Origin of the sequence: Algoriphagus litoralis, assembly GCF_003259255.1 — a bacterium.
GTDB classification, from domain to species: Bacteria; Bacteroidota; Bacteroidia; order Cytophagales; family Cyclobacteriaceae; genus Algoriphagus; species Algoriphagus litoralis.
This window is the reverse complement of record NZ_QGOL01000002.1, coordinates 276,397-300,084: the sequence shown is the minus strand read 5'-3', so window position 1 is coordinate 300,084 and position 23,688 is coordinate 276,397. Positions and strand designations below refer to the sequence as shown.

Genomic DNA, 23,688 nt, shown 5'->3' with positions numbered 1-23,688 from the left:
AGAATATCAAGAATTATTTTTGCTGTTTTAACCTCTTACAGCCTTCAAAATCAGGTCAAAGACTTGGGTCGGTTGGATGTTTGCAGCAGAATTAATAGCCGAATCAGAAACAAAAAGTGGCTTGTCCAAGTCGGATTCGGGAATCCGTCCATGTGCTCCTTTCACCAAAGTCGCATCCAAGGGAATCACATCCATCAGGTAGCGGAAGCCCAGCTTTTTCTTTAGCACTTTCGAACCAACTGTCACCAGCGGGAATTTGATCTTTGGATCCAACACCAACTCAACAGGATCGTAGCCTGGCTTCCTATGGATATCCACACATCTTGCGTAATCCGGCGCTTTTGCATCGTCCAACCAGAAATAGTACGTAAACCAAGAATCCGAATCGGCAATCACCACCAAATCACCCGAGCGGGCGTGATCGATGTGGAAGTCTTTTTTACCTACCTCGTCAAGGACTTTCTCCACACCGGGAGTTTTTTCCAAGAGCTTTTTCACCTCAGCGAGTTTGGACTTGTCATTCACATGGACATGCGCAACCTGATGATCTGCTACCGCAAAAACCGCCGAGGTTCCGGCATCCAATGTCTCTTTCCCCAATTCATCTTTCACCTGAATCCAGCCTTTTTCCCGGAAAATCCGATTGAGGTGAACAGGTTTGCTTACCGTAGTGATGGCATATTCCGAAAGCAATAAAACCTGGGTGCCCTGATTCTCAAAATAGGTGATCAAGTCTTTCGCCAAGTCATCGACTTCGTTCAGGTCCTTCCCTATTTTGTCAAAGTCAATCCCATACTTTTGAAGGCCATAATCCAAATGTGGAATGTAGATCAGGTTCAGTGTCGGGTTATGCCATTGATCTACTTTTTTGGCCGCTTCTGCGATCCAGCGACTGGATTCGATGGTAGTTTTTGGTCCCCAAAAGGAGAAAAGCGGAAACTGGCCTAGTTCCTTTTGCAGGCGATCCCGGAGTTCCATGGGTTGGGAATGGCAGTCTGGCTCTTTTCGCCCGTCTTGCAGGTAAAGTGGGCGAGGTGTCACCGCAAAATCGGCACTCGAGTACATGTTGTACCACCAAAATAGATTGGCTACAGTGAATTTCGGATTTTCCTTTTTCAGCACTTCCCAGACTTTCTCTGCCTGTACGAGCTTATTGGACTGACGCCAAAACTTGATTTCGCATTCGTCCTGAAAATACCAGCCGTTTCCTACGATTCCGTTTTCTGAAGGCCATTTTCCAGTCAAATACACCGACTGCGCAGAGCAAGTCACTGCCGGAAGAACAGGCTCCACGACAGCTTGCTTTTTAGATTCAATCCAGCTTTTCAAAAAAGGAGTGTATTCGCCGATCACTCGAGGAGAAAGGGCAACGATATCTAGGACAACGGTTTTTATCATGTTTTTTACTTATGAATTTTGCATTCAAAGATTCAACCTCAACTATTTTAATCAAGGTTCAAAACCATATTTGAGGCAATTCCCCCTTCTTAAGGGGGCTAGGGGGATTTTGAAAAACTCAATTGGAAAACAACCAAATCCCCCCGACCCCCTTTGCAAGGGGGAGTTCGCACTTAGGCACCTCAATCCAACTGACTACTTTTTACCACTTACAATTTACTATTACTAAGCTTTCATCTCCCCGATCACCCAACTCAATTCCCTTGCAATTGACTCACCCAAACTCAGCCGCGTATCTTCCGGCAAAACTTCCCAAGTATACGTTTCCACTTCAAGATGTTGGGTGATTTCTGGATTGGATAAAATTTCCTTGAGTACAATTGAAATTGTTTCCTGAGTGGACGAAAAAGAGCCGTAATTCTCCAAGAATACAGGGACATGGAAGTGGATTCGCCATTCTTGCTCTTTGCTATCTGCCAAAGTGTCCAATGCCTGAGGAAGGTCTGAATAGGATTTCAGTGCTCCATCTTCCTGCCTTGCCACTACCTGATGCAAGTAGGTAGACTCCATGAATGACTGCAATTTTTTACCTAAGCTAAACTTGCCATTTGGCGTAGCAGGAATCAAAACTTTTAGCGCAGCGGAAATTTGAATCTTTCCGATCTGAATTCCGGCAGCTTCGAATTTCGCAAATGTGTCAGCCGGCTCTTCATAGACGATTGCAAAATGACACACGTCATAGCAGACTTGTATATGCGTTTTGATCAACTTTTCTGCTTCATCTTCACCTATCCCAAACTTCTCAGCGATCCAAGGTTTGCCTTTAGGAAGCAACCAATCGGTGAATAACCAGATCATTTCATCTGAATTCTCCAAAACCCCATCCGGCTCCGGCTCAATATCCAGGTGCATCAATTTTCCAGTGATTCGGTGGATCAATACCAACTGCTCGACCACTTCCAGCAGATGCTGCGTGGCGATTTCCATTCCTTCATTCAGCGCATCTGACGACTTAAACCAATGCCTGTAAGAAATTGGTGACGTGGAGATTCCCCCTTCAATACCTGCGGGCAAAAGTTGAGACAAAATACGAAAGGAGCGAATGGTGTAATCTCGGCGATCGGTAGTCGTCCAATCCGGGAAATGCACCTTTTCCTTGACAATTTGCCTATGAAAATCACCGTAGGGAAAGCCATTTAAAGTGAAGACGTAGGCATTGACTTTGCGCAGCCAATCTTTGAATTCGGCAAGTTTTTCGGGCCGCTCTAAGATCAGCGATGCTTCATTGGAAAGCCTCAGTCCGATTCCAAAAGGCCCTTCAGCTTTGAGACGTTGCCTGACTTCGGGGATGTAGATTTTTAGATTTTGAAAAGTGGCTTCCCAGCTTTCACCGGGATGTATATTGCTGCAATAGCTCAGATGAAATCCCTTGATGTCCATGTGGTGAAATTAAAAAAATCAGGAAGGAATAAGATTGGATTTCCCCTGAAATGATTGTAGCAAATCTACAGATTGATGGATCAGATCATAGTCCATCTGATGAACTTCGATTCCTTTTCCTAGTTTTTCCAAGAGCATTATCGTCAGTTGACCTCCAAGATGCTCTTGGAATTCCTTAAGTCCCTGTATGAGATGGTCACCTTGCAACTCTGGAGCATATAACTCAAACCCAAGAGTTTTCAGTAGGTGAATGATCCTATTTAAGTCCTCATCTGAGATTCTACCCTGCAAAAATGAATACGTAGAATCCAAGGCAATCCCGATTGCCACCGCTTCTCCATGACGGATTCTGAAATCGCTCAACTTTTCCAATTTATGTGCTGCCCAATGTCCAAAATCCAAAGGTCTAGAAGAGCCAAACTCAAATGGATCTTTACCTGCGATGTGATCCATGTGCATCTTGGCACTGCGGATGATATGTTCCTTCATCGGGAGCATTTCACGATTGGCAAGCGCTTCCCCCTTGGCCTCCAGCCACTCGAAAAAGCTCAAATCCTTAATCAGAGCCACTTTTATAGCTTCGGAAATACCTGCTCTCCAGTCTCGATCGTCCAGGGTTTTCAGAAAATTGAAATCATTCAAGACGGCATTTGGAGGAGTAAATGTGCCGAGGTAATTCTTTTTGCCGAAGGCATTGATGCTGTTTTTCACGCCTACTGCGGAGTCATTTTGCGATAGCACAGTAGTAGGTATCCGGATCAATCGAATCCCACGATGAGAAATTGCTGCTGCAAAGCCAACCATATCCAAGACCGCTCCCCCCCCAATCACGGCAATGTAGGAATGGCGGTCAATTCCATACAGATGCGTGGCTTCCACGATTTGTTGGTATAGCTTCTCGTCATTTTTGCAGGCTTCACCACCCATCACCACCATCGGGTCGGCAGCCAGAGTAAATATTTCGCTGAATGTAGCAGAGTAGGCTTTTACCTGATCGATTAATCCAGGATGGGAATCTGAAACACCTTTGTCTATAACAAAAAGTACTTTGGGAACTCGATCTCCACGAAGTACATCGGCCAAAATGGAATTCTTTGGATCGAAAAGATCCTCGGTGAAGCACACCGGATATCGGAAAGGAACTGAAAAGGTCTGTTCGAGAATTGTATTCATCAGAATCGGCAATAGGTTATTGGGCAATTATCGCCTTCAAGACAATTTTAACGGCGATTTAGTTTAAATTTTGCTCAGGTTACGGCAAATTTTTTCGCTAACCAAAGGGAAACCGGAAGAAGGAGCAAAACGATGATTCCAATGGGCCAACCCGAGAATGCCGTGGCAACCGAGGCATTGACGATAATCAAGGAAATAACTGCCGCTTTGACCGATTTTCCAATGAATTTTGGTTCCTGAGTTCGAACTGCTTTCACCAATGGAGGAAACAACATATATCCCAGCAAAGCTAAAAAAGGAATGACTTGTAGGTATCCCGGACTCTCCAGATAAGCCAATCCAAAAATTGCCAAGAAAATGGACGCATACATTGTACCTCCAGCAAACAGGGCTTTTCTGTTTTTTCCTTGTACTTCTCCCCGGCTGATCATGGTAATGGCTGCCACGTAAATCAAAGGAATAAACGCAATCGGCCAGATTTTTTCCACTACTTCAGGTGCCACGCTGATGCCCAAGAGTAAATTTCCAGATCGGCAAAGCCCCATATTGATTGGGCCTAGAATCCGCTGATGCTTTCCCCAGTAATCATATACCACAGCCAAAACAGCGACTGAAGCAGCAATTAATGCTGCGGTGAAATTGACCTGGGCGGCCGAGAGTACACCAAGGATTAGCAATGCCAAAGACATGATAGTTGCTTTGGATTTGGAAGCTCTGCCGCTTGGAATCGGTCGCTCTGGTCTCTCTATGGCATCCAAATCGGCATCAGCGATATCATTAAAGGCCACACCACCAGCATACAACCCAATTGTACTCAATGAAAGCCAAAGCAGGTTTAACCAAAATTGCTGATCCCCATATACCCAATTCGTGGCCATGTAATCCCAAGCACCGGCAACTGCAAATCCTGCCCAGATATCTGCAATCGCTGTGATTACATTCGCCGGGCGGGTAAGTTGGAGGTAAGGGAATATTCCGTTTTTTGCCATGGATTAATTTTCAACTCGATCGGCTGGACCTTCCACACGAGGTACCTGCCCACCACGAAGGACAGAGTTTCCACCAAGTTTTTTGGTTTGGTCAATGGAAGGTGCTTTGAGCCAATCGTTCTCGTCCATTTGCCCACTTAGTCCAAAGACAGTCAGGGCATTTTGATACGTAGTCAAGCGAACGTGCTCCTCGGGAATGCCCATTTTTCGCATCAGGTTGGCCGTTTTTGGCACAGCCAAAGGATCAGAAATTCCCCAATCCGCAGCAGAATTAACGATAATTCGCTCAGGGCCGTATTGTTTGACGATTTCTACCATACGCTCCGAACCCATTTTAGTGTGTGGATAAATGGTGAAAGCCGCCCAAAACCCCCGATCCAAAACTTCTTTAACCGTCTCTTCATTGTTGTGATCGACTACTACCCATCCCGGATCCATTTGATGCTCTTCGGCTACGTCCATGGACCGCGTTGTTCCTTTTTTCTTGTCGCGATGAGGGGTGTGGATAAGTACTGGCAGGTTGACGTCTTTTGCAAGTTCGAGCTGAAGACGGTAAAAACGATCTTCGGCCTCAGTTTGATCGTCGTAGCCGATTTCACCGATTGCCACTACTCCTTCTTTGCCTGCATACAGTGGCAAAAGCTCCATCACCTGTTCGGCTAAAGCCACATTGTTAGCTTCTTTAGAATTCAGGCCCATGGTGCAGTAGTGCACGATTCCAAATTGACTGGCACGGAATCTTTCCCAACCCACAAGTGTGGAAAAATAATCCTTGAAAGAACCCACCTCGGTCCTGGGCTGACCCAGCCAAAAGGCTGGTTCGATAGTGGCTACAATACCGGCTTTTCGCATGGCTTCGTAATCATCCGTCGTGCGTGAAACCAGGTGAATATGAGGATCTATGTACATTTCCATAATTCAGTAATTAAGAATGAAGAATTTAAAATTAAGGATTGGGAAGGTAATCACCCTCTTTTTTCCTGAAAGTCCCTTCCGATTTTTTCCCAGGTGATTTCTCCGTATTCGATGGCCATGACCTCTTCATTGTGCCCTTGAAGTAGCTGCTTTGCTTCTTCCGAATGACACCCAATCAAAGCTAAAAGTCCGGCTTCAATCTCCAATTGATCGTTTGATGCCAATACTTTTTTAAGATCAGCAATGAATTTTTCATTGATAAACGGCGCCACCAAACGCCAGAGTTCAGGCATGACCTCTCTTCCTGCAGCCCATCGCTCGTGAGCAAAATCTGAGGCAATTGCAGCCAAAGCAGGATTTCTTCGTTCATCCAGCTGCTGAATTCGATAGAGTGGTCGCTGCATAAAGATCGACTTGAGGACCAGTTGATTCCAGTTGGCTTCCGGAAAGTAGTTGGAAGGATAGGGATTATTCAAGGCAATGGCGTCAAAGATCAGCGTCATATTCGTTCGGCATCCATCTATGGCTCGAGGAAGCAACTCTTCCTGAAATGGCATCAATGGCAATGCCGCATAAAGCGCCTGCTGCTCATACAGGTCGCCCGTCTCAAAAAGCTGATTGATGGCTGTAAACCATCGTTCTTTTTCCTGTGGAAAATGAAGCAAAAGATAAGTTCGTGCAGTCTGGAGCAAATCCCAGTGACCAGGGTCAAATCCAGCTACCAAAGAAGCTGCCCGGTCTATTTCCTGCTGGTTTAGAACCATTTTTTCCTTTTTGAAAAAGCGGGATGCCTGAGAGAAAGCAAGAAAAAACTTGATGGGCGATGCTTCAGCTATGATTTTTTCTGTTTGGGTATGTAGCCAATCGAGCGCTTTGAGTTCAGCTCTGGAAGATAGAACCTCTTTAAAAAAAGCAAGTAAGTCGGTTTGGGTTTGCATGTTGTCCTCCGGGTTTGAAGCAGAGATAAAGTAAATCCAAAAGCCTTAGAAAAGCCAAGGGAAATTTGGTGAAAGGAAGGAAAAAAAGCGATTCCTGATAAAAATCATGGGATAATGAATCTTGACTTAGGCGAAGTGTACTTTAAAAGTCATGATCGCGCAATTATTTCTATTTTAGAGATCGATTAAATTGAGTTTCCATGAAATCCAACCACCAAAAAATGCTGGATGGCGAGGCCTATGATTCCCGTGACCCTGAATTACTAGAGCTTTACCACCAGGCAAAGGCTCTCATTTTAGCCCATAATGCCTGCGATAGTCGAGATCTGGCTCGGAGAAGAGAAATTTTAAGTCAACTTTTGGGAAAAGTCGAAAAGGGTGTCTGGATAGAAACTCCATTTTACTGTGACTATGGAGTCAACATTGAGATTGGCGAAAACACCTTTGTCAATTCAAATTGCATATTTCTCGATGACAACAAAATCAGAATCGGTAAAAATGGGTTAATCGCTCCATACGTGCAGATTTACACCGCAACTCATCCGCTTAAGGCTTCCGAGCGGATTTATCAAGATGGGGAAAGTACCCGCTACCATACTTCTACTCAACCGGTAATCATCGGGGACAATGTTTGGATTGGTGGCAATTCAGTGATTTTTCCGGGTATCTGCATTGGCGACAATGTTACCATCGGTGCAGGATCTGTGGTCACTAAAGACATCCCAAGTGATGTCCTCGCTTTTGGAAATCCATGTAAGGTCGTAAAGCAGCTTTGATAAAGAATAGTCAATTATCCACCAGCGGTTAGCCGAAATAATGCCCACTCATTTATTTTTATCTCCTAAACTAAATCCTATGAAATCGAGCATGACGAAGAACGTCACATCGAGGTAATTATTCGAAATGCGAGATTCTCCCGATCCGCCGCGGCGGACGAGACAGGTTATTTGACCATTAAAAAGCAAACTAAAAACACATGAAAAAAATTTATCACTTAGGCTTGGCCCTTTTGCTTTTGATCTCAGTCAAAGCAGGAGCGCAAAACCAAGTCATCGATGCCATCATCAAAGAAGCGAATGAAAACTCCCAATTGGAAGTCTTAGCCCATGAGCTTTTGGACGGTGTGGGACCGAGACTTGTAGGTTCTCCTCAGATGCAAAAAGCTCACGACTGGGCAGTAAGCCAATATGAAGCTTGGGGTATCCCTGCACGAAATGAAAAATGGGGCGAATGGAGAGGTTGGGAGCGTGGAATCACCCATATCGATATGGTGGCTCCTTGGACCAGATCTCTTTCAGGAATGCAGCTTGCCTGGAGTCCAGCTTCTCCAAAGGGTGGAGCGCAGGGCGAAGTCGTCGTTTTGCCTGATTTTGCAGATTCAGTCGCATTTCAAAAATGGCTTCCCTCAGTAAAAGGAAAGTATGTAATGATCTCCGCTCCTCAGATTACCGGTAGACCCGATTACAACTGGGAAAAATGGGCCACTAAGGAATCTTTTGAAAAGATGAAAGAGGAACGCTCCGCCGCTGATATTGCATGGCAGGAGCGCCTGAGAAAAACAGGCAAAAATCGTCAAGCTCTACCGCTGGCTTTAGAAGAAGCAGGAGCTTTGGGCATCATCACCTCGTACTGGTCCAGAGCTTTTGGAGCAAATAAAATCTTCTCTGCCTCGACGAAGACCGTACCCACTGTAGATCTTTCCTTGGAAGATTATGGCATGCTTTTCCGTTTGGCTGAAAGCGGCAAAAAGCCTCAAATCCACCTCAATGCCCAATCCAAAGAGACTGGGGTACAGCCAACATTCAATACCATCGCTGAAATCAAAGGAACAGAAAAACCTGAGGAATACGTGATGCTTTCGGCTCACTTTGACTCGTGGGATGGTGGAACCGGTGCCACTGACAACGGAACAGGAACTATTTTAATGATGGAAGTAATGCGGATCCTTAAGAAAGTCTATCCAAATCCCAAGCGTACCATTTTAGTCGGTCATTGGGGATCAGAAGAGCAAGGCCTCAACGGATCCAGAGCATTTGTCGAAGATCATCCTGAGATGATGGGCAAAATCCAAGTACTTTTCAACCAGGACAATGGAACAGGCCGAGTGGCAAATCTATCGGGTCAAGGTTTTGTAGATAGCTACGAATATCTTGGTCGCTGGATGAACAAAGTACCAAGGGAAATTACATCAGATATCGAAACCAGCTTTCCGGGCAATCCCGGTGGCGGAGGATCAGACTATGCTTCTTTTGTAGCAGCTGGCGTGCCTGCGTTTAACTTAAGTTCGTTAAGCTGGGATTATGGCACACAGACTTGGCATACCAATGTCGACACCTATGACAAAGTAGTGTTCGATGACGTAAAAAGTAACGCGATTTTGGCAGCGATTCTGGTTTACATGGCCTCAGAAGAGCCTGAGCAAGTTTCCCGTGAAAAGCGCATTCCGCTCAACTTCAGAACAGGAGAACCTACCGAATGGCCAACGCCAAGATCTCCAAATCGTAAAGGTGGTATGGATTAATTCCTACAGAAACTAACTTAAAAAGTCCTGCTGCGGCGGGACTTTTTATTTTTTCCCTCCCTTCCACACATTCACTTCATTCCACTCACCTTGGATCAATAGTTTAAAAAACTTCTTTTTGGAAATTGATTTAGGCAGGTCAAATGAACCCGAGTTTTCCACATTTGCTAAAAGAATATACTCATCAAATCCTCCGGCAGAGAAATTATCAGTAGGACTCCAATAAATGCTGACTTTCTCAGACTTATCCAAAGGCTTCCAGATAAGCTTTTGCTTTTTCGGTTTACCAATCAATTCAGCATCGGCAATGGAAATTTCTCCGATCAGCGGAATCCCGTCCAGTTCATACTCCCTTTTTTCAGAGACAACTAAATTATAAAACCGAAGAAATGTAGGCAGAATATCCACCATGGAGGCATTTCCCAAGAGAAAGCGATCATTCAGGTTTTGCGCATTGGTAACCATCCAGGTTTCACGCTCTGAAATTGATTGACCTCCATGATCTTTGCCTTCCGGATCTTTTCGACCATGATCTGTGGTCACCCAGATGAGCCAATCCTCACCGAATTCCACTTTTCTTCGCCGAATCGATTCCCAGATGCTTCCGACTTGAGCATCGACAAGACGGATCGCCTCATCCATCTCCGGACTTTTACCAAACTTGTGACCCATATCGTCGGTATACTGCAAATACACCCAAGTGAGATCAGGACCCGAAGTTTCAAGGTAGTTGGCGGCTTCCCGAGCTACTTTTTCGTCTATAGCTCGGATATACAGGTGGCCTTCATCATGTGGATAAGTTAGGGTATCAATTTCCATCCCATCCAAGGATTTGTCCAATTTCAAATAGCCAGTTTGCGGAAGATTTTCTCCCAAAAGCTTGGTTCGATTGTCTTGCCATGTGGAAAAAATCGCTGTTTGAGCATCAGGTCTCGCCTCTTTCAAAAATCTGAATATCGTCCAGTAATTGTAATTCGGAGCTTCAATTCCATTTCCCCATACATTGTGTTTATTGGCCCAAGTCCCGGTCAAAAGCGAGTTATATCCCACCGCTGAGATGGTAGGCGTCTCAGAATAGTCCCCTGCCTTCCCTCCGGTATAGGCCCGAGCATATCCTCCCGTCTCAGCTATTTGGTCCAGATTGGGCGTATCCACTCGCTCCAATTCAGACGCTGGAATACCATCTAAGATGATAAAAACCACTTTTTTCTCCTGTGCCAATGCAGAAAACCCTATTAGGTAAACAAAACCGAGCAGGCAAAGAGGAAACCCAAGAGTCTTAACCATTGCAATTACTTTTTTAGAAATTAAAGGGAATTTGTACCTTTTACCAAACCCCTTCCCAATGAAAAAGATCCTAATTTCAGTTTTTCTGATTCTGCTTGTTTTTGATCTCCAAGGTCAAGGCATTGCAGACTATCTTTCGGCCCCATTTCCCACCTCGATGACTGCATCACCTGACGGAACAGCGATCGCATGGGTGTTCAATAATCAAGGTGAACGAAATATTTTTTATGCAAAAGCGCCGGATTATTCAGCCAAAAAACTGACAGATTATTCAGGTGACCTCGGGGTGGATTTGGGGCCATTGGTATTTTCTCCGGATGGGACAACATTGCTTTACGTCAGAGGAAATGGACGTAATCCAAATGGCGAACCTGCAAACCCCGCCCAATTACAGGAAAACACAGACAAGAAGATTTTCAAGCTTGATTTGCAGACAGGAAAATCAAGCTGGTTTGCACCTGGAACTTCACCTGTTTTCAGTCCAGATGGTCAAGATATCGCATATGTATTGGGAAGTTCGGTTTATTTGAAATCAACTTCAGACACCACCGATTCGGTTGAGCAACTCTTCAAAGCTCGCGGGAGTGCATCCATGATTTCTTTTTCTCCTGACGGAAAATACCTGGCTTTTATGTCAGGCCGGTCGGATCATTCTTTTGTTGGATTGTGGGATTTCGAGAAAAAACAGTTGACTTTTCCTGAAGCAAGCCTAGATTTTGATTCTTATCCCTCTTGGAGTCCTGACGGAAAAAAACTCGCCTATCTCCGGATTCCAAATATTCTGAATCTGCTTCCATTTACATCCATCACTGAGGCCAATCCTTGGAGTATTCGTGTTTTGGATATCGCCACGATGAAAGCTGAAGAAGTATGGAAAGCGGATCCAGGTCGAGGATCCGTGATGGTGGACGATTTACCCGCAGTAAGTGAACGACTTTGGTGGACACCTTCTGGTTCTTTGGTTTTTCCATGGGAAAAAAACAATTGGATGCAATTGTATAGTATCAATCCAAAAACAAAGGAAGTCACCCATTTGACGCCGGGCGATGGGCAGGTAGAATGGGTTCAATCTTCGTTTACCAAAAATGAACTTTTGATCACCCATAACATCGGGAATATCGATCGTCGTCAAGTGTCACGGCTGGACTTATCCACATTTGAATTGGAACTGCTTTCCGATCCACAAACTATCAATTGGGCGCCTGTTCGAATAGAAAATGGCTTGGCTTGGTTTCAGTCCAATTGGGATCGGCCAGGCTGGCCAATGGTCCAAACCTACGGTCAGACGAAAATGCTTGCTTCGGATCTTTTCCCTACCAACTTTCCTAAAAACCTATCCAAGCCAGAACCGATTACTTTGAAAGCTAAAGATGGTTTCGAAAGCTATGGACAACTCTTTCTTCCTGCGAATTATTATTCGAACAAGAAATATCCTGCGGTCATTTTCCTGCATGGTGGGAGTAGAAGGCAGATGCTTTTAGGCTTCAATTATGGGATGTATTATAGTCATACGTATGCCGCACAGCAGTATTTTGCCTCGCAGGGTTACATTGCTTTCATCCTGAATTACCGGAGTGGAATCGGATATGGAATGGATTTCCGAGAAGAAAAAAATTATGGAGCAGGAGGAGCAAGTGAGGTGCAGGATGTGATGGCAGCTGCTGATTATTTAGCTGCTAGACCCGATGTGGATAACTCAAAAATATCGCCTTGGGGTGGAAGTTACGGAGGATTCTTGACGGCACACGCACTTTCACAAGCTCCGGAAAAATTCAATGCCGGCGTGGATATTCATGGAGTGCACAACTGGAACAATGACATTCCAGTCTTCGCCTCTTGGTACAAACCAGAAAAATTTCCCGAAATGGCAGCACTGGCTTTCAAGTCCTCCCCAATGAATTTTGTGAAAAACTGGCAAGACCCAGTGCTGCTAATCCATGGAGATGATGACCGAAATGTGCTTTTCTCTGAAAGTGTAGAATTAGCCGAAGTCCTTAGAAAACAAGGGGTTCATGTAGAGCAGCTGATCTTCCCAGATGAGGTTCATTCCTTCCTTTTGCACCGCAATTGGGTCAAGGCTTTTGATGCAACATTCCAATTCATCAGCAAATATTCTTTGGCAAAATAAAGAGTTATCCATAGCCCTCGACCTGTGGATAACTCAATTTTCTTAGAAAAATTAGAAATGGTCAAAGAGAAATTTTTGGCTAGTAAGTAATCCTTACGGACTTAAAATGTCCCGAAGTATGACTAGGTCCTTTTGCCACCAAGCCTAACCGAAAGCCCATGCCCCAAGGCACGAGATGACCTACCTCTTGTTCGGTACCAATATCTTTCAATTCTCCATTAAGAGTAGCTTTGGCCTGTAGGCGATGGCCGTCTTTGATTTGAAGGACAAGTTTGATTGAACCATCGGGAATTTTAACGGAAGCCAATTCCTTTCTTTCACGGTTGATGCTTTCCCAGAGAGTCAATGTGTTGCCTTTAACCGAAATTCCCATCCCTGCTGGAGGTGCTCCAAATCCATTATTCGCACCACCGATTAAAGCCAATCCTGCTTCCACCTCCACGTCGGGATGAATAATCGCTTCATAGCTATAATCCAATGATTTGGTGCCTTGGACGAGTAGAGTCCCCAAAGCCTCATTTTCCTCAGTGGCTTGAAGGTGCAAACCCGCTTCATCAGTCGTGTAGTGGATCTGTTGGGTCACTCGCCATTGCCAGATCGGATCGAGTCCCTGTGTAAAATCATCCATGAAATCCAAATCCTCCCTTTCTTTCTCATAACTAGCTTCATCTGATAAAACCGGCCAGTTGTCCGCTGTCCAATGGATCTTTTCAAGGACGCCTTGTCTACCGACATAGACACTACCCCCGGTATTGTATGCATGATAGAGCATGTAAAACTCCCCTTCATTCTCAACGACCGTCCCATGACCGGGACATTTCCAGCTCGCATTGTCTTTCTGAATCGGGTTGGCGTCATATTTTTCCCAGGGGCCCATCAAAGATCGGCTCCTGGCCACACCGGTGACATAATCACAGTCAATCTCGCAGCAGCCTCTTGCGGAATAGGTGGCATAGAAATATCCGTTTTTCCTGAAAATTGCAACTCCTTCCACGAGATTTCCCTCCCATTCCTGATCATTTTCAAAAAGTGCAGTCCGCTCTCCAATGAGTTTTGTACGCTCCTCATTAATTTGCTGAGCCCAGATCGGTGTCTTTTGTCCTTGGCTGTTACCATCTTCTTTCCACAGCAAAAAAAGTCGCCCTGCCTCGTCCCGAGTCTCAAACGCATCTATCGATCCCAATTCCTGTGCGACCAAGGGGCCATGATCCCGAAATTCCCCAAGGGGAGAATCTGCGCTGGCCACTGCGACGCTGAGTCGGTTGCTTGTTTTATCTCGGGCGGTGTAATACGCGTAAATCTTTCCCTGCTTTTTATCATAAGAAAGTTCGGGTGCCCAAAAGTTGTTTTTAGCCCAGACAGGGGCTCCTTTGGGAAAAACATAATTTACCACTTCCCAATCAATCATATCTTTTGATCTGAAAATCGGAAATAGAGGTGCCCATTCATTGGAAGTCGCCGAGGCATAATAGTACTCACCCACCTTGACCAAAGTAGGGTCAGGTCGATCCCCTGGGAGGACAGGGTTTTGAATTACGATTTGTTGAGAAAAAGCCTGTGAAAAAGCCAGGAACAGCAGGAATGTGCCGAAGGCAAGACGGGTTATTTTTAAAGTCATGATCAATAATCCTGAATTTTACAGGGTATTCCAAACCTTTCATTTAATCGATTGAGTCGAATTGAGGCCTGGCTTGAGGTTTAATTCCGGGCAATTGGCGTTTCACCAGTGGCCAACCGTTTTCCCAGATCAAGGGATCCAAAAAAAGGGCTCTTCGATTGGTTCCGTTTGCTAATTTGGGTTTTTCCAGTTGCATGCCATGGTAAAGAATCCAATCCTGACCAGCTGAATCGGTGATTAATTCAGCATTATGACCGGGTCCAGCAATTCCCGTTTCTCCGGTATTTCCCCTTAGGAGCAATTCCCCGGATTTGCCATCCATCAGGTCATTCCCTTTTGCATCGAAATACGGTCCAAGCAGCGATTTAGACCTGCCTACCAGAATTCGATAGGTGCTTTTTTCTCCTTCACAACAAGTGCCCGCAGAGCCAAAAAGGTAATAATATCCCTCCCTAAAATGGATATAGGGAGCTTCCAAATGATTGCCAGCAATTTGAGTTTTGGTACCTCTGGGTTTTCTTCCAGTTTCATCTAATTCAATGAGAAAAAGCCCATGAAAGCTTCCCCATATTAGAAATTTCTTGTTGTCTTCTTCCCAATAGAACGGGTCAATCGAATTTTTTACACCAATTTCTTCCGAATCAAAAACAGCCCCCAAGTCCTCGAAAGGGCCTTCGGGAGTATCTGAGATTGCAACTCCTATTCCGGGATTGGGATCTCCCCAGGTCGAAAAGGAATAGTACATCACGAATTTGCCCTCTACCTCTGTCACATCCGGTGCCCATATTCCGCCTTTTTGTTTCCAATTTGGCTTTTTGTCAAACCCATCACCCACCAAGTCCCATTTTATCAGGTCTTTTGATCGGATCACCGGGACCAAATGATAGCCCCCTTCCTCACCCCAATTGTCCTCGGTACCATAAGCATAAAAAAATTCGCCGTGCCTGATGAGTGTAGGATCAGCCAAAACCGGCTCAAAAACCGGATTTTGGTAACGAGTAGTATCAGTGTCCTGAATTTCAAAAAACGCATCGGAATTAATCTTCGGAGCCGTAAAGTCCGCAAAAAATGAAAACAAAAAGATCAGATAGCTAGGCATAGCATTCGTTTTTGGCTTAGACCGAGTGATCTAAATAACAGGATTTTAAGCGAAATATTGGAAAGAATCCAGGTAAAACGCTTCAATCCAAACGAATCGAAATAACTTGTACTCCAAGATTTTGTAAATTTTGAATTCAAATTCAGATCTGGCCTATGAAACGTTTCTCATTTTTCCTGCTTCTTCTTACAGGTCTGATTTGGACCCACTCCACTTTTGCCCAGCAAAAAATACTCGAATCCGCAGTCCTTCAGGCAGAGAGCAATGGATTTTCGGGAGTCATTCTGGTAGCCCAGGAGGGACAAGTGCTGCTCGAAAAAGCGATCGGCTATCGCTCTTTTGAAAGCAAAATACCCTTGCAAACAACTGATGTATTTGAAATGGCCTCCATTTCCAAGCAGTTTACCGCTATGATTGTCATGATATGTCAGGAAAAAAAGATGCTCTCTTTCGATGATCATGTGGAAAAGTATCTGAATATTCCCTACAAAGGAATCACCATCCGGCAATTGCTGACACATACCAGCGGCCTGCCTGATTACCAAGCCATCATGGATGCCCATTGGGACAAAAGTAAAGTCGCGGGCAATCCCGACATCCTCGAATACCTCAATCGCTATGCTCCGCCGATGGTTTTTGAGCCCGGAGAAAAATACGAGTACAGCAATACCGGCTATGTTCTGCTGGCAAGTATTGCAGAAAAAGTAAGTGGAAAAGACTTTGTAGCATTGGCTGAAGAGTGGATTTTTAAGCCACTCGGAATGAAAGACACAGGAATTCGGACTTTGGAAGAAAAGGCTGCAGTTCCCAACTTTGCCGCAGGCCACCTGAAAGACAGTCTGGGAAACTACGTGAACGCGAATAAATTCCACTCTTCGGACTACACGGTGTGGCTAGGTAATCGAAAAGGTCCAGGACGGGTGAGCAGCACTGCAGCGGATTTGCTGAAATGGGATCAGGCACTCTACACCCAGAAGCTTATCAAAAAAGAAACCCTAGACAAGGCTTTTTCCCCTGCAAAACTAAATGATGGAACAAGGAGCTATTATGGGTTTGGCTGGGAAGTGGAGCCAAAAAGTCCCTTTGGAAAAATGGTCATGCACACCGGGGACAATCCGGGTTATCAGACGATCATTGTGCGATTTATTGAGGAGAACAAGACGATTATCGTGCTGAACAATAACTATCATCCTGATCAGATGCGATTGGTAGAGGCAGCAACACTATCGCTGAGAAAGTGGTAAGGATTTTGGAAGGTAGAAAGTGGAAAAAGCTTAGGAAAAGTTTTTGAGCCCATCGACTGCAGCTTGAAGTCGGGTTTCTTGATCTCCAGAGACGACCCTAAAAGGAAAACCGCTTTCCTTTGCCAATTGAAGATACTTTTTGAAAAAATACTGTCGCATTTCCAATTCGGGATACTCACGCAGTGGGTCAGGCGTCCAAGGCAAATCGGTAGCTGTGAGTAAAATCAAATCATATTTTCTCCGATCAATTTCTTCCAATACCCAAGGATCAGTTTTGCCAAATCGGTGTTCAGACCAAATGTGGATAACCCGCAGATCAGTATCGCAAAAGAGGAAGTTATTTGCTTTTTCTGCCAATAGATCTTCCATGGCCACTTGCCCTTTTCCAATTTCAAGAAGATCTTCAAACTTATACGGACGATTGATCTTTTCTAAATATTCTCTAGCAAACTCAGGAACCCAAGGTTCGACGAAATGATTGGCCAAGTCGGCTGCCAAGGTGCTTTTCCCTGTGGATTCGGGTCCAAGGATTAAGATTCGTTTAGGACTTAACATTGGTTTTTGCAGATTTGATCCAGGCAAAAAGTCCCATTGTCGCCAAAACTGTGAAAAAAAGAAACTGGAAGGACGTAAGCACCAGCCCTTTATAAAAATATAGCGGTACTGAAACCAAATCGGTGATAATCCAGAAAATCCAGTTTTCCACCTTTTTCTTTGCCATCAGCCACATCCCAACAAAAGCGGATGCTGTGGTAAAGGAATCCCAATACGGTACATCGCTGTCTGTGAAACGGGAAAGAACAAAGACCAAAAGTGGATACGAAACCGCAAAAAGTCCCGCCGAAATCAACCAGCCTTTTCCATTCAGCCAAGTCACTGGCAGGACTTCCTGATTTTCGTTGGGGTGTGTCCATACATACCAACCGAAAATGGACATCGAAAAATAGTAGGCATTGATTCCCATATCTGCATACAGCTTGTACTCAAAGCAAATCCAAACATAAATGAGCGTGGAAACAATCCCGGTCGGATACACCCAAATATGCTCCCGCATGGAATAAAAAACTGAAGCTATCCCAAAAAATACCGCGACTGCTTCCAGCCAAGTCATGTTTTTCAGGCCTTCGGCAAATCCATCGAGGAGAAATTGAAAATCCATGCTGCGAAGAAAAGGATAATTATTTGAAGATTGGAAAATTGAAATAGTGAAAGATTAGGGTCCTCATCGCTCACTGTTGGCAAACCTACTCGGTAGATGGTACTTCACACTTGGTGCAAAAGCATTTTGATTCAATACAAATCCAAACAAGATCCCAACTTTTCTCCCACTTGCCGGGTTTGATTGCTAACTTTGCCAGCTATGACTTTAAGCACTTTACCCGCTAAAATCGACTTCGATTCGCTCGATCCCAAGGAATTCATCATCATCAAAAACGCTCGGGTCAACAATCTCAAAAGCTTGAGCGTCGCTTTACCACGAAACAAATTCATCGTCATCACCGGCCTCTCGGGTTCGGGGAAGTCTTCTTTGGCTTTTGATACACTTTTTGCCGAAGGCCAACGGATGTATGTAGAAAGCTTGAGCTCCTATGCCCGCCAATTCTTGGGCAGGATGGAAAAACCTGATGTCGAATACATCAAAGGCGTCGCTCCGGCCATTGCGATCCAACAAAAAGTCAGCACCAAAAATCCACGGTCCACTGTCGGTACGACGACAGAGATCTATGATTACCTTAAACTGCTGTTTTCAAGGGTTGGAAAAACATTCTCCCCAATCTCAGGAAAGGAGGTCAAACATAATACTGTGACGGATATCGTCGATTATGTACTTTCTTTTGAAGAAGGGACAAAAGTGATGATCTCCTGTCCGCTGCAACTCGAGCGAGGCCGAAAAATCGAGCAGGAATTGGAACTTTTGCTGCAGAAAGGCTACACCAGAATTTTGATAGATGGAGAGGTCTATTTTGTAGAGGATCTTCTTCAGGAAAAGAAAGTAAAAAAAGGAAACTACGAAATCCTCATCGACAGAGCCACGGTCCAAAAGGACGACGAGGATAATCAATTCCGAATAGCGGATTCCGTGCAAACAGCGCTTTTTGAAGGGCATGGAGACTGCAAGATTACGGTCCCAGATGTAGAGACAAAGTCCTTCTCTGATCGATTTGAGTTGGACGGGATGAGCTTCGAGCTTCCTTCGGTTAATTTTTTCTCCTTCAATAACCCCTATGGAGCCTGCAAACGTTGCGAAGGCTTTGGAAACGTTTTGGGAATTGACCGGGATTTGGTCATTCCGGATAAGGAAATGTCGGTTTATGAAGGCGCAATCGCACCTTGGCGAGGGGAATCCAGCAAACAATGGTTGGAGCCTTTGCTAAAAAAAGGAATTGAATTCGACTTCCCCATTCACCGATCTTACAATGAATTGACTGAGAAAGAACAAGAGTTGCTTTGGACTGGAAACAAATACTTCCAAGGCTTGAATGCTTTTTTCGAAGATCTGGAAACAAAAACCTACAAAATCCAATATCGCGTGATGCTTTCCAGATTCCGTGGACGCACCACCTGTCCGGATTGCCGCGGAACTAAGCTTCGCAAAGACGCATCCTATGTGAAAGTGGAAGGAAAATCAATTACAGATATTGTGCTGATGCCCATTGAAGATGCTTTGGTTTTCTTTCATCAACTCGATCTGCCTCCCCATGAGGCGAAAATCGCCAGTAGACTACTCAAGGAAATTGTAAGCCGATTGGAATTTATGGACCAGGTTGGCTTGGGGTATTTGACGCTCAATCGACTGACTTCTTCACTTTCGGGAGGTGAATTTCAGCGAATCAAATTGGCCACGTCCCTCGGTTCTGCGCTAGTCGGCTCCATGTATATTTTGGATGAACCCAGCATCGGATTGCACCCGCGGGACACCGATCGATTGATCGGAGTTCTTAAAGAGTTGCGGGACCTTGGAAATACTGTCATCGTGGTGGAGCATGAGGACAAAGTGATGAAAGCTTCGGATCAGATCATTGACATCGGTCCGGATGCCGGAGTGAAGGGTGGAGAGTTGCTTTTCCAAGGGAAAATCGAAGATTTGATTTCTTCAGGAATGACCTACACAGCGAAATACCTTCGCGGTGAAGAAAAGATTTTCAATAAAATCGGCAATCGAAAATGGAAGGACTCTATCATCGTAAAAGGTGCCAGAGAAAATAATCTGAAGAATCTAACAGTCCAATTTCCTCTAAACACGCTCACTTGTGTGACTGGAGTTTCAGGTTCTGGAAAGTCTACCTTGATCAAAAAGGTACTCTATCCGGCATTGGGAAAAATGCTGGGAACTGTCATCGACGAAGGAGGAAAATACGACAAGATCGAAGGTGATTACAAGCAAATAACCCAAGTGGAATTTGTGGATCAAGATCCAATCGGCAAGTCCTCCCGCTCTAATCCTGTGACGTATGTCAAGGCCTATGATGCGATCCGAAACCTCTTTTCCGAGCAGCCGCTATCCAAGCAGCGAGGCTACAAGCCCGCATTTTTCTCTTTCAATGTGGATGGAGGACGCTGCGAAGCTTGCTCTGGAGAAGGTACAATCACAGTGGAAATGCAGTTTATGGCAGACATACACCTGACCTGCGAATCTTGCAAAGGCAAACGCTTCAAAAATGAAATCCTTGAGGTCAAATACAAGGACAAGGATATTTCTGAGGTACTCGGAATGACTATTGATGAGGCTTTGGAATTCTTCAAAGGCAAAACTCAAATTATCAATCGGCTTCAACCGCTTCAGGAAGTGGGCTTAGGCTATATCGGCATGGGACAAAGTTCGAACACACTGTCCGGAGGAGAAGCTCAGCGGGTGAAATTGGCGTCTTTCCTTGGAAAAGGCGGCACCAAAACCGGAGATCACATTCTTTTCATTTTCGACGAACCGACCACCGGACTCCACTTCCACGACATCAGCAAGCTACTTCATTCGATTAATGCCCTGATCGATCAAGGGCATTCGGTTATTATCATTGAACATAACACCGAAGTCATCAAATCTGCCGATTGGGTGATTGACTTAGGACCTGAAGGAGGAAATAAAGGCGGGCATTTGACCTTTGCAGGGATTCCAGAGGACTTGGCCAAAGAGGAGCAGAACTTTACGGGAATGTATTTGAAAGAGAGTTTTCTCTAAGTAAAAACCTTCCAAGGGTTGCGAAGCCTTGACCAGATATCTATATTCGCAATCTCAAATCGGGATCTTAGCTCAGCTGGTTTAGAGCGCTGCTTTGACAGAGCAGAGGTCATGGGTTCGAATCCCTTAGATCCCACTGGTTTAGGCACAAAGTCTCTAAGATTTTGTGCTTTTTTCTTTCTAAGCCCTTTAATTCCAACCCAAAAACTCGACTAAAAAAAAGAGTCACGCCTTTAAAACATGACTCCCTAATCTTGAGCGGGTAATGAGTCTCGAACTCACGACCTTCAGCTTGGGATCCGCCATGGCGGACTACCAACTGAGCTACACCCGCCTTTTAGCCTTAAAATCAAATTTAAGGGAAATTTGTAGCAAAAACTTAGAGTCTTCGTGGCTATACTTTCTTCAAAAACTCCCTCAAACCCACCGCCCTTACTTTTTCTGACAGCGGATACCCATCCGAAATCCGGCAGATAATCACGCCCTTTTCAGCTCCGGTATCTTCCATGCTGATCTGCATGCCTTTGCTGAGTTTGGGCGAAAGGGTATTCTTGATCTCAATTGCCGTTTTGACCACGCCATTTTTCACCAAAAGCAGATCACATTCCGCACCCTGATGGGTTCGGTAGAAGTAGTATTCATATTCCTCCTTCAACGTGGCGATAATCTGCTCGATCACAAATCCCTCCCAGCTCGGACCGACCAGCAGTTGGTTGATCAGGGAATCCATGCTATCTACTCCAGTCAGGGAATGAAGCAAGCCCGTGTCTCGAATAAAAACCTTGGGCGACTTGACCAGCCTCTTTTTGATATTGTGGTGAAAAGGCGCCAAAACCCGCACCATGAATGATCCTTCTAAATACTCTAGGTATCGGTTGACCGTCGGGCGGGTGATGCCGAGAGCTTTTGCAAAACTCTCCGCATTCCAGATCCCTCCCTGTGCATTGGCCAGCATCATCCAAAAACGCTCCACTAGCCGGGGATCTGTGCTTAATCCGATTTGCGCCAAGTCTCGCTCCAAGTAGGTTTTGATAAAATTTTGCCTCCAAAGCTGCGATTCTCGCTCGCTTTTGGCCAAGAAAGACAGCGGAAATCCTCCCCGAATCCAGAGCTTTTGAAGTTCGTCGGAACCAATCTCTCCCATGTAAAAAGGGGTCAGTTCCAAATAACCAATCCGGCCAGCCAAGGAATCTGCACTCTTTCGGAACAAATCCGGTGACGCGGAACCCAAGAGAATAAACCTTCCAGGCTCCCTTTGCTCATCGATCAGACTGCGTAGCTCCGCAAACAACTCAGGCATGAGTTGGATTTCGTCGAGAATAACCGTTTTGTCAGCATGCGCTTTGAGGAAAAGCTCGGGATCGACCAATTTGGCCCGATCAGAGGCCTTTTCCAGATCGAGGTAGAGGCTGTCTTTTTCTAGTTTCAGGTTTTTGACCAAGGTAGTCTTCCCCACCTGACGAGGACCCAATAGGCCTACAGCTGGGAAAATGGAAAGATATTCCTGCAAAAGAGGGAAAATACTACGATCTTTTACCATGAAAATCGAAAGTTTGATTTACGTATTTCATGGTAAAAGTAGAGAGATAAAAGGTGAAATCAAATCATTTTACCATGAAAATCGAAAGTTTGGTTTACGATTTTCATGGTAAATATTTTTGGATATTTATGGTGCCCGCAGATTTTCACAGAAAAAGACACAGATTTTCGCTGATAAAATCCGCGGTGATCAGCGAAAGAAATCTGCGCCTATCTGCGGGAAAGTTTAACCATCAAAAAACAACCACCCCTTTTCCCAGCATCTTCCGATCCAATATCGCCTGCAAGGCTTCCGGCGCTTCTTCCAGACTGTAAGTTCTCTCGATATGCTGTTTGATTTTTCCCTCCTGAATCCAAGCCACCAGTTGGCGGATATTCTGGAAACTGGCCTTGGCCTCCACTTTGGAAAACTGACCCCAAAATACACCGATAATCGAGCAGCCTTTGAGCAAGGGTAAATTCATCGGAATTAGTGGGATTTCTCCATTGGCAAAGCCCACAATCAGGTAGCGACCTTTCCAAGCCATGCCCCGAAGTGCCGGTTCGGTGAATTTTCCCCCAACGGGATCATAGACCACATCGACGCCTTTGCCATCGGTGAGCTCTTTGATGCGGGTTTTGAGATCTTCGGTTTCGTAGTTGATGGTGAGATCAGCACCTTTTACCCGACAGAGCGCAAGCTTTTCTTCTGAGGAAGCTGCTGCGATTACTTTGGCTCCCATTACTTTCCCCAGTTCTACTGCTGCCAAACCGACTCCGCCTGCCGCACCGAGTACAAGCAAAGTTTCTCCGGGTTGAAGATTTGCGCGGTCTTTCAGAGCATGATACGAAGTGCCATAAGTATAAAGTGTCGTGGCAGCCACTTCGGCTGAAAGTCCAGGAGGCAAAGGAAATACCCGATCGACATCCACAGCGACTTTTTCAGCAAATCCACCCCAACCACAAAGCGCCAAAACAGGCTGCCCGATTTGGAATCCCTGTACCTGATCACCCAATCCGATGATTTTTCCGGCAACTTCACCCCCCGGAGCAAAAGGCAATTCCGGCTTAAACTGATACTTGTTTTGGATAATCAGCACATCGGGAAAATTAACGCCGCAGGCTTCGACGGCGATCAGGATTTGGTTGGAAGAAGGAATGGGATCAGAAATCTCCTGAACAGCTAAGGCTTCAGGTAGGCCAAATTGGGAACAGAGTAATGCTTTCATAGTTTGAGATTTGC

General features: G+C 45.1%; 18 protein-coding genes and 1 tRNA gene. 6 read left to right on the top strand and 13 right to left on the bottom strand.

What is annotated here, in order from left to right; translation table 11 throughout:
* Nucleotides 1-27 precede the first annotated feature (27 nt).
* The 6 genes from DK188_RS01180 to DK188_RS01150 form a co-directional block, all read right to left on the bottom strand.
* Nucleotides 28-1,398 (bottom strand): alkaline phosphatase family protein, encoded by a 1,371-nt coding sequence (locus tag DK188_RS01180; protein ID WP_111668950.1) that lies wholly within the window; start codon nucleotides 1,396-1,398, stop codon nucleotides 28-30.
* A gap of 225 nt (nucleotides 1,399-1,623) precedes the next feature.
* Nucleotides 1,624-2,838 carry a metabolite traffic protein EboE gene (eboE, locus tag DK188_RS01170; protein WP_111668948.1) on the bottom strand — a complete coding sequence of 405 codons (1,215 nt, stop codon included), beginning with the start codon at nucleotides 2,836-2,838 and terminating at the stop codon, nucleotides 1,624-1,626.
* An 18-nt stretch (nucleotides 2,839-2,856) separates the two neighbouring features.
* Nucleotides 2,857-4,011, bottom strand: coding sequence for a 3-dehydroquinate synthase (locus DK188_RS01165; protein WP_198672950.1), 1,155 nt, complete (start codon nucleotides 4,009-4,011; stop codon nucleotides 2,857-2,859).
* Nucleotides 4,012-4,085: 74 nt separating this feature from the next.
* The gene (gene eboC / locus DK188_RS01160; RefSeq protein ID WP_111668947.1) at nucleotides 4,086-5,000 is read right to left on the bottom strand and encodes a UbiA-like protein EboC; all 915 of its coding nucleotides are present in this window, start codon (nucleotides 4,998-5,000) and stop codon (nucleotides 4,086-4,088) included.
* 3 nt (nucleotides 5,001-5,003) lie between these two features.
* Nucleotides 5,004-5,915, bottom strand: coding sequence for a TatD family hydrolase (locus tag DK188_RS01155; protein ID WP_111668946.1), 912 nt, complete (start codon nucleotides 5,913-5,915; stop codon nucleotides 5,004-5,006).
* Between the two features lie 50 nt (nucleotides 5,916-5,965).
* Complete coding sequence (locus DK188_RS01150; RefSeq protein ID WP_111668945.1) at nucleotides 5,966-6,853, bottom strand: EboA domain-containing protein; 888 nt, start codon at nucleotides 6,851-6,853, stop codon at nucleotides 5,966-5,968.
* 200 nt (nucleotides 6,854-7,053) lie between these two features.
* Between DK188_RS01150 and DK188_RS01145 the strand changes: the two genes are divergently transcribed.
* A complete protein-coding gene (locus tag DK188_RS01145) occupies nucleotides 7,054-7,629 on the top strand; it encodes a sugar O-acetyltransferase (protein WP_111668944.1) in 576 nt (191 codons plus the stop codon).
* Nucleotides 7,630-7,829: 200 nt separating this feature from the next.
* Nucleotides 7,830-9,374 carry a M20/M25/M40 family metallo-hydrolase gene (locus DK188_RS01140; protein ID WP_111668943.1) on the top strand — a complete coding sequence of 515 codons (1,545 nt, stop codon included), beginning with the start codon at nucleotides 7,830-7,832 and terminating at the stop codon, nucleotides 9,372-9,374.
* A gap of 45 nt (nucleotides 9,375-9,419) precedes the next feature.
* Here the strand turns inward: DK188_RS01140 and DK188_RS01135 are convergent, their stop codons facing one another.
* A complete protein-coding gene (locus tag DK188_RS01135; protein ID WP_111668942.1) occupies nucleotides 9,420-10,661 on the bottom strand; it encodes an alkaline phosphatase family protein in 1,242 nt (413 codons plus the stop codon).
* A gap of 58 nt (nucleotides 10,662-10,719) precedes the next feature.
* Between DK188_RS01135 and DK188_RS01130 the strand changes: the two genes are divergently transcribed.
* On the top strand, nucleotides 10,720-12,789 hold the full coding sequence (locus DK188_RS01130; protein WP_111668941.1) for a S9 family peptidase: 2,070 nt from the start codon (nucleotides 10,720-10,722) through the stop codon (nucleotides 12,787-12,789).
* A gap of 79 nt (nucleotides 12,790-12,868) precedes the next feature.
* Here DK188_RS01130 and DK188_RS01125 read toward each other — a convergent pair whose 3' ends face one another.
* Nucleotides 12,869-14,407 carry a glycoside hydrolase family 43 protein gene (locus DK188_RS01125; protein WP_111668940.1) on the bottom strand — a complete coding sequence of 513 codons (1,539 nt, stop codon included), beginning with the start codon at nucleotides 14,405-14,407 and terminating at the stop codon, nucleotides 12,869-12,871.
* Nucleotides 14,408-14,450: 43 nt separating this feature from the next.
* On the bottom strand, nucleotides 14,451-15,506 hold the full coding sequence (locus DK188_RS01120) for a family 43 glycosylhydrolase (protein ID WP_111668939.1): 1,056 nt from the start codon (nucleotides 15,504-15,506) through the stop codon (nucleotides 14,451-14,453).
* Between the two features lie 155 nt (nucleotides 15,507-15,661).
* On the opposite strand from DK188_RS01120, the gene DK188_RS01115 reads away from it, so the two are divergent.
* Entirely contained in the window at nucleotides 15,662-16,750 is a 1,089-nt protein-coding gene (locus DK188_RS01115; protein ID WP_111668938.1) for a serine hydrolase domain-containing protein, read from the top strand.
* 30 nt (nucleotides 16,751-16,780) lie between these two features.
* Here DK188_RS01115 and DK188_RS01110 read toward each other — a convergent pair whose 3' ends face one another.
* Nucleotides 16,781-17,305 carry an AAA family ATPase gene (locus DK188_RS01110; protein WP_111668937.1) on the bottom strand — a complete coding sequence of 175 codons (525 nt, stop codon included), beginning with the start codon at nucleotides 17,303-17,305 and terminating at the stop codon, nucleotides 16,781-16,783.
* Nucleotides 17,292-17,909, bottom strand: coding sequence for a nicotinamide riboside transporter PnuC (gene pnuC, locus DK188_RS01105; protein WP_111668936.1), 618 nt, complete (start codon nucleotides 17,907-17,909; stop codon nucleotides 17,292-17,294). The genes DK188_RS01110 and pnuC overlap by 14 nt, the downstream gene beginning before the upstream one ends.
* Before the next feature lie 201 nt (nucleotides 17,910-18,110).
* Between pnuC and uvrA the strand changes: the two genes are divergently transcribed.
* Nucleotides 18,111-20,927: an excinuclease ABC subunit UvrA gene (uvrA, locus tag DK188_RS01100; RefSeq protein WP_111668935.1), complete on the top strand. Its 2,817-nt coding sequence runs from the start codon at nucleotides 18,111-18,113 to the stop codon at nucleotides 20,925-20,927.
* A gap of 61 nt (nucleotides 20,928-20,988) precedes the next feature.
* A tRNA-Val gene (locus DK188_RS01095) sits at nucleotides 20,989-21,063 on the top strand.
* Nucleotides 21,064-21,321: 258 nt separating this feature from the next.
* On the opposite strand, the gene DK188_RS01090 is transcribed toward DK188_RS01095, so the two are convergent.
* Together DK188_RS01090 and DK188_RS01085 are read right to left on the bottom strand one after the other, a co-directional pair.
* Nucleotides 21,322-22,467: an ATP-binding protein gene (locus DK188_RS01090; protein ID WP_111668934.1), complete on the bottom strand. Its 1,146-nt coding sequence runs from the start codon at nucleotides 22,465-22,467 to the stop codon at nucleotides 21,322-21,324.
* A 232-nt stretch (nucleotides 22,468-22,699) separates the two neighbouring features.
* Nucleotides 22,700-23,674 carry an NADPH:quinone oxidoreductase family protein gene (locus tag DK188_RS01085; protein WP_111668933.1) on the bottom strand — a complete coding sequence of 325 codons (975 nt, stop codon included), beginning with the start codon at nucleotides 23,672-23,674 and terminating at the stop codon, nucleotides 22,700-22,702.
* Nucleotides 23,675-23,688 lie beyond the last annotated feature (14 nt).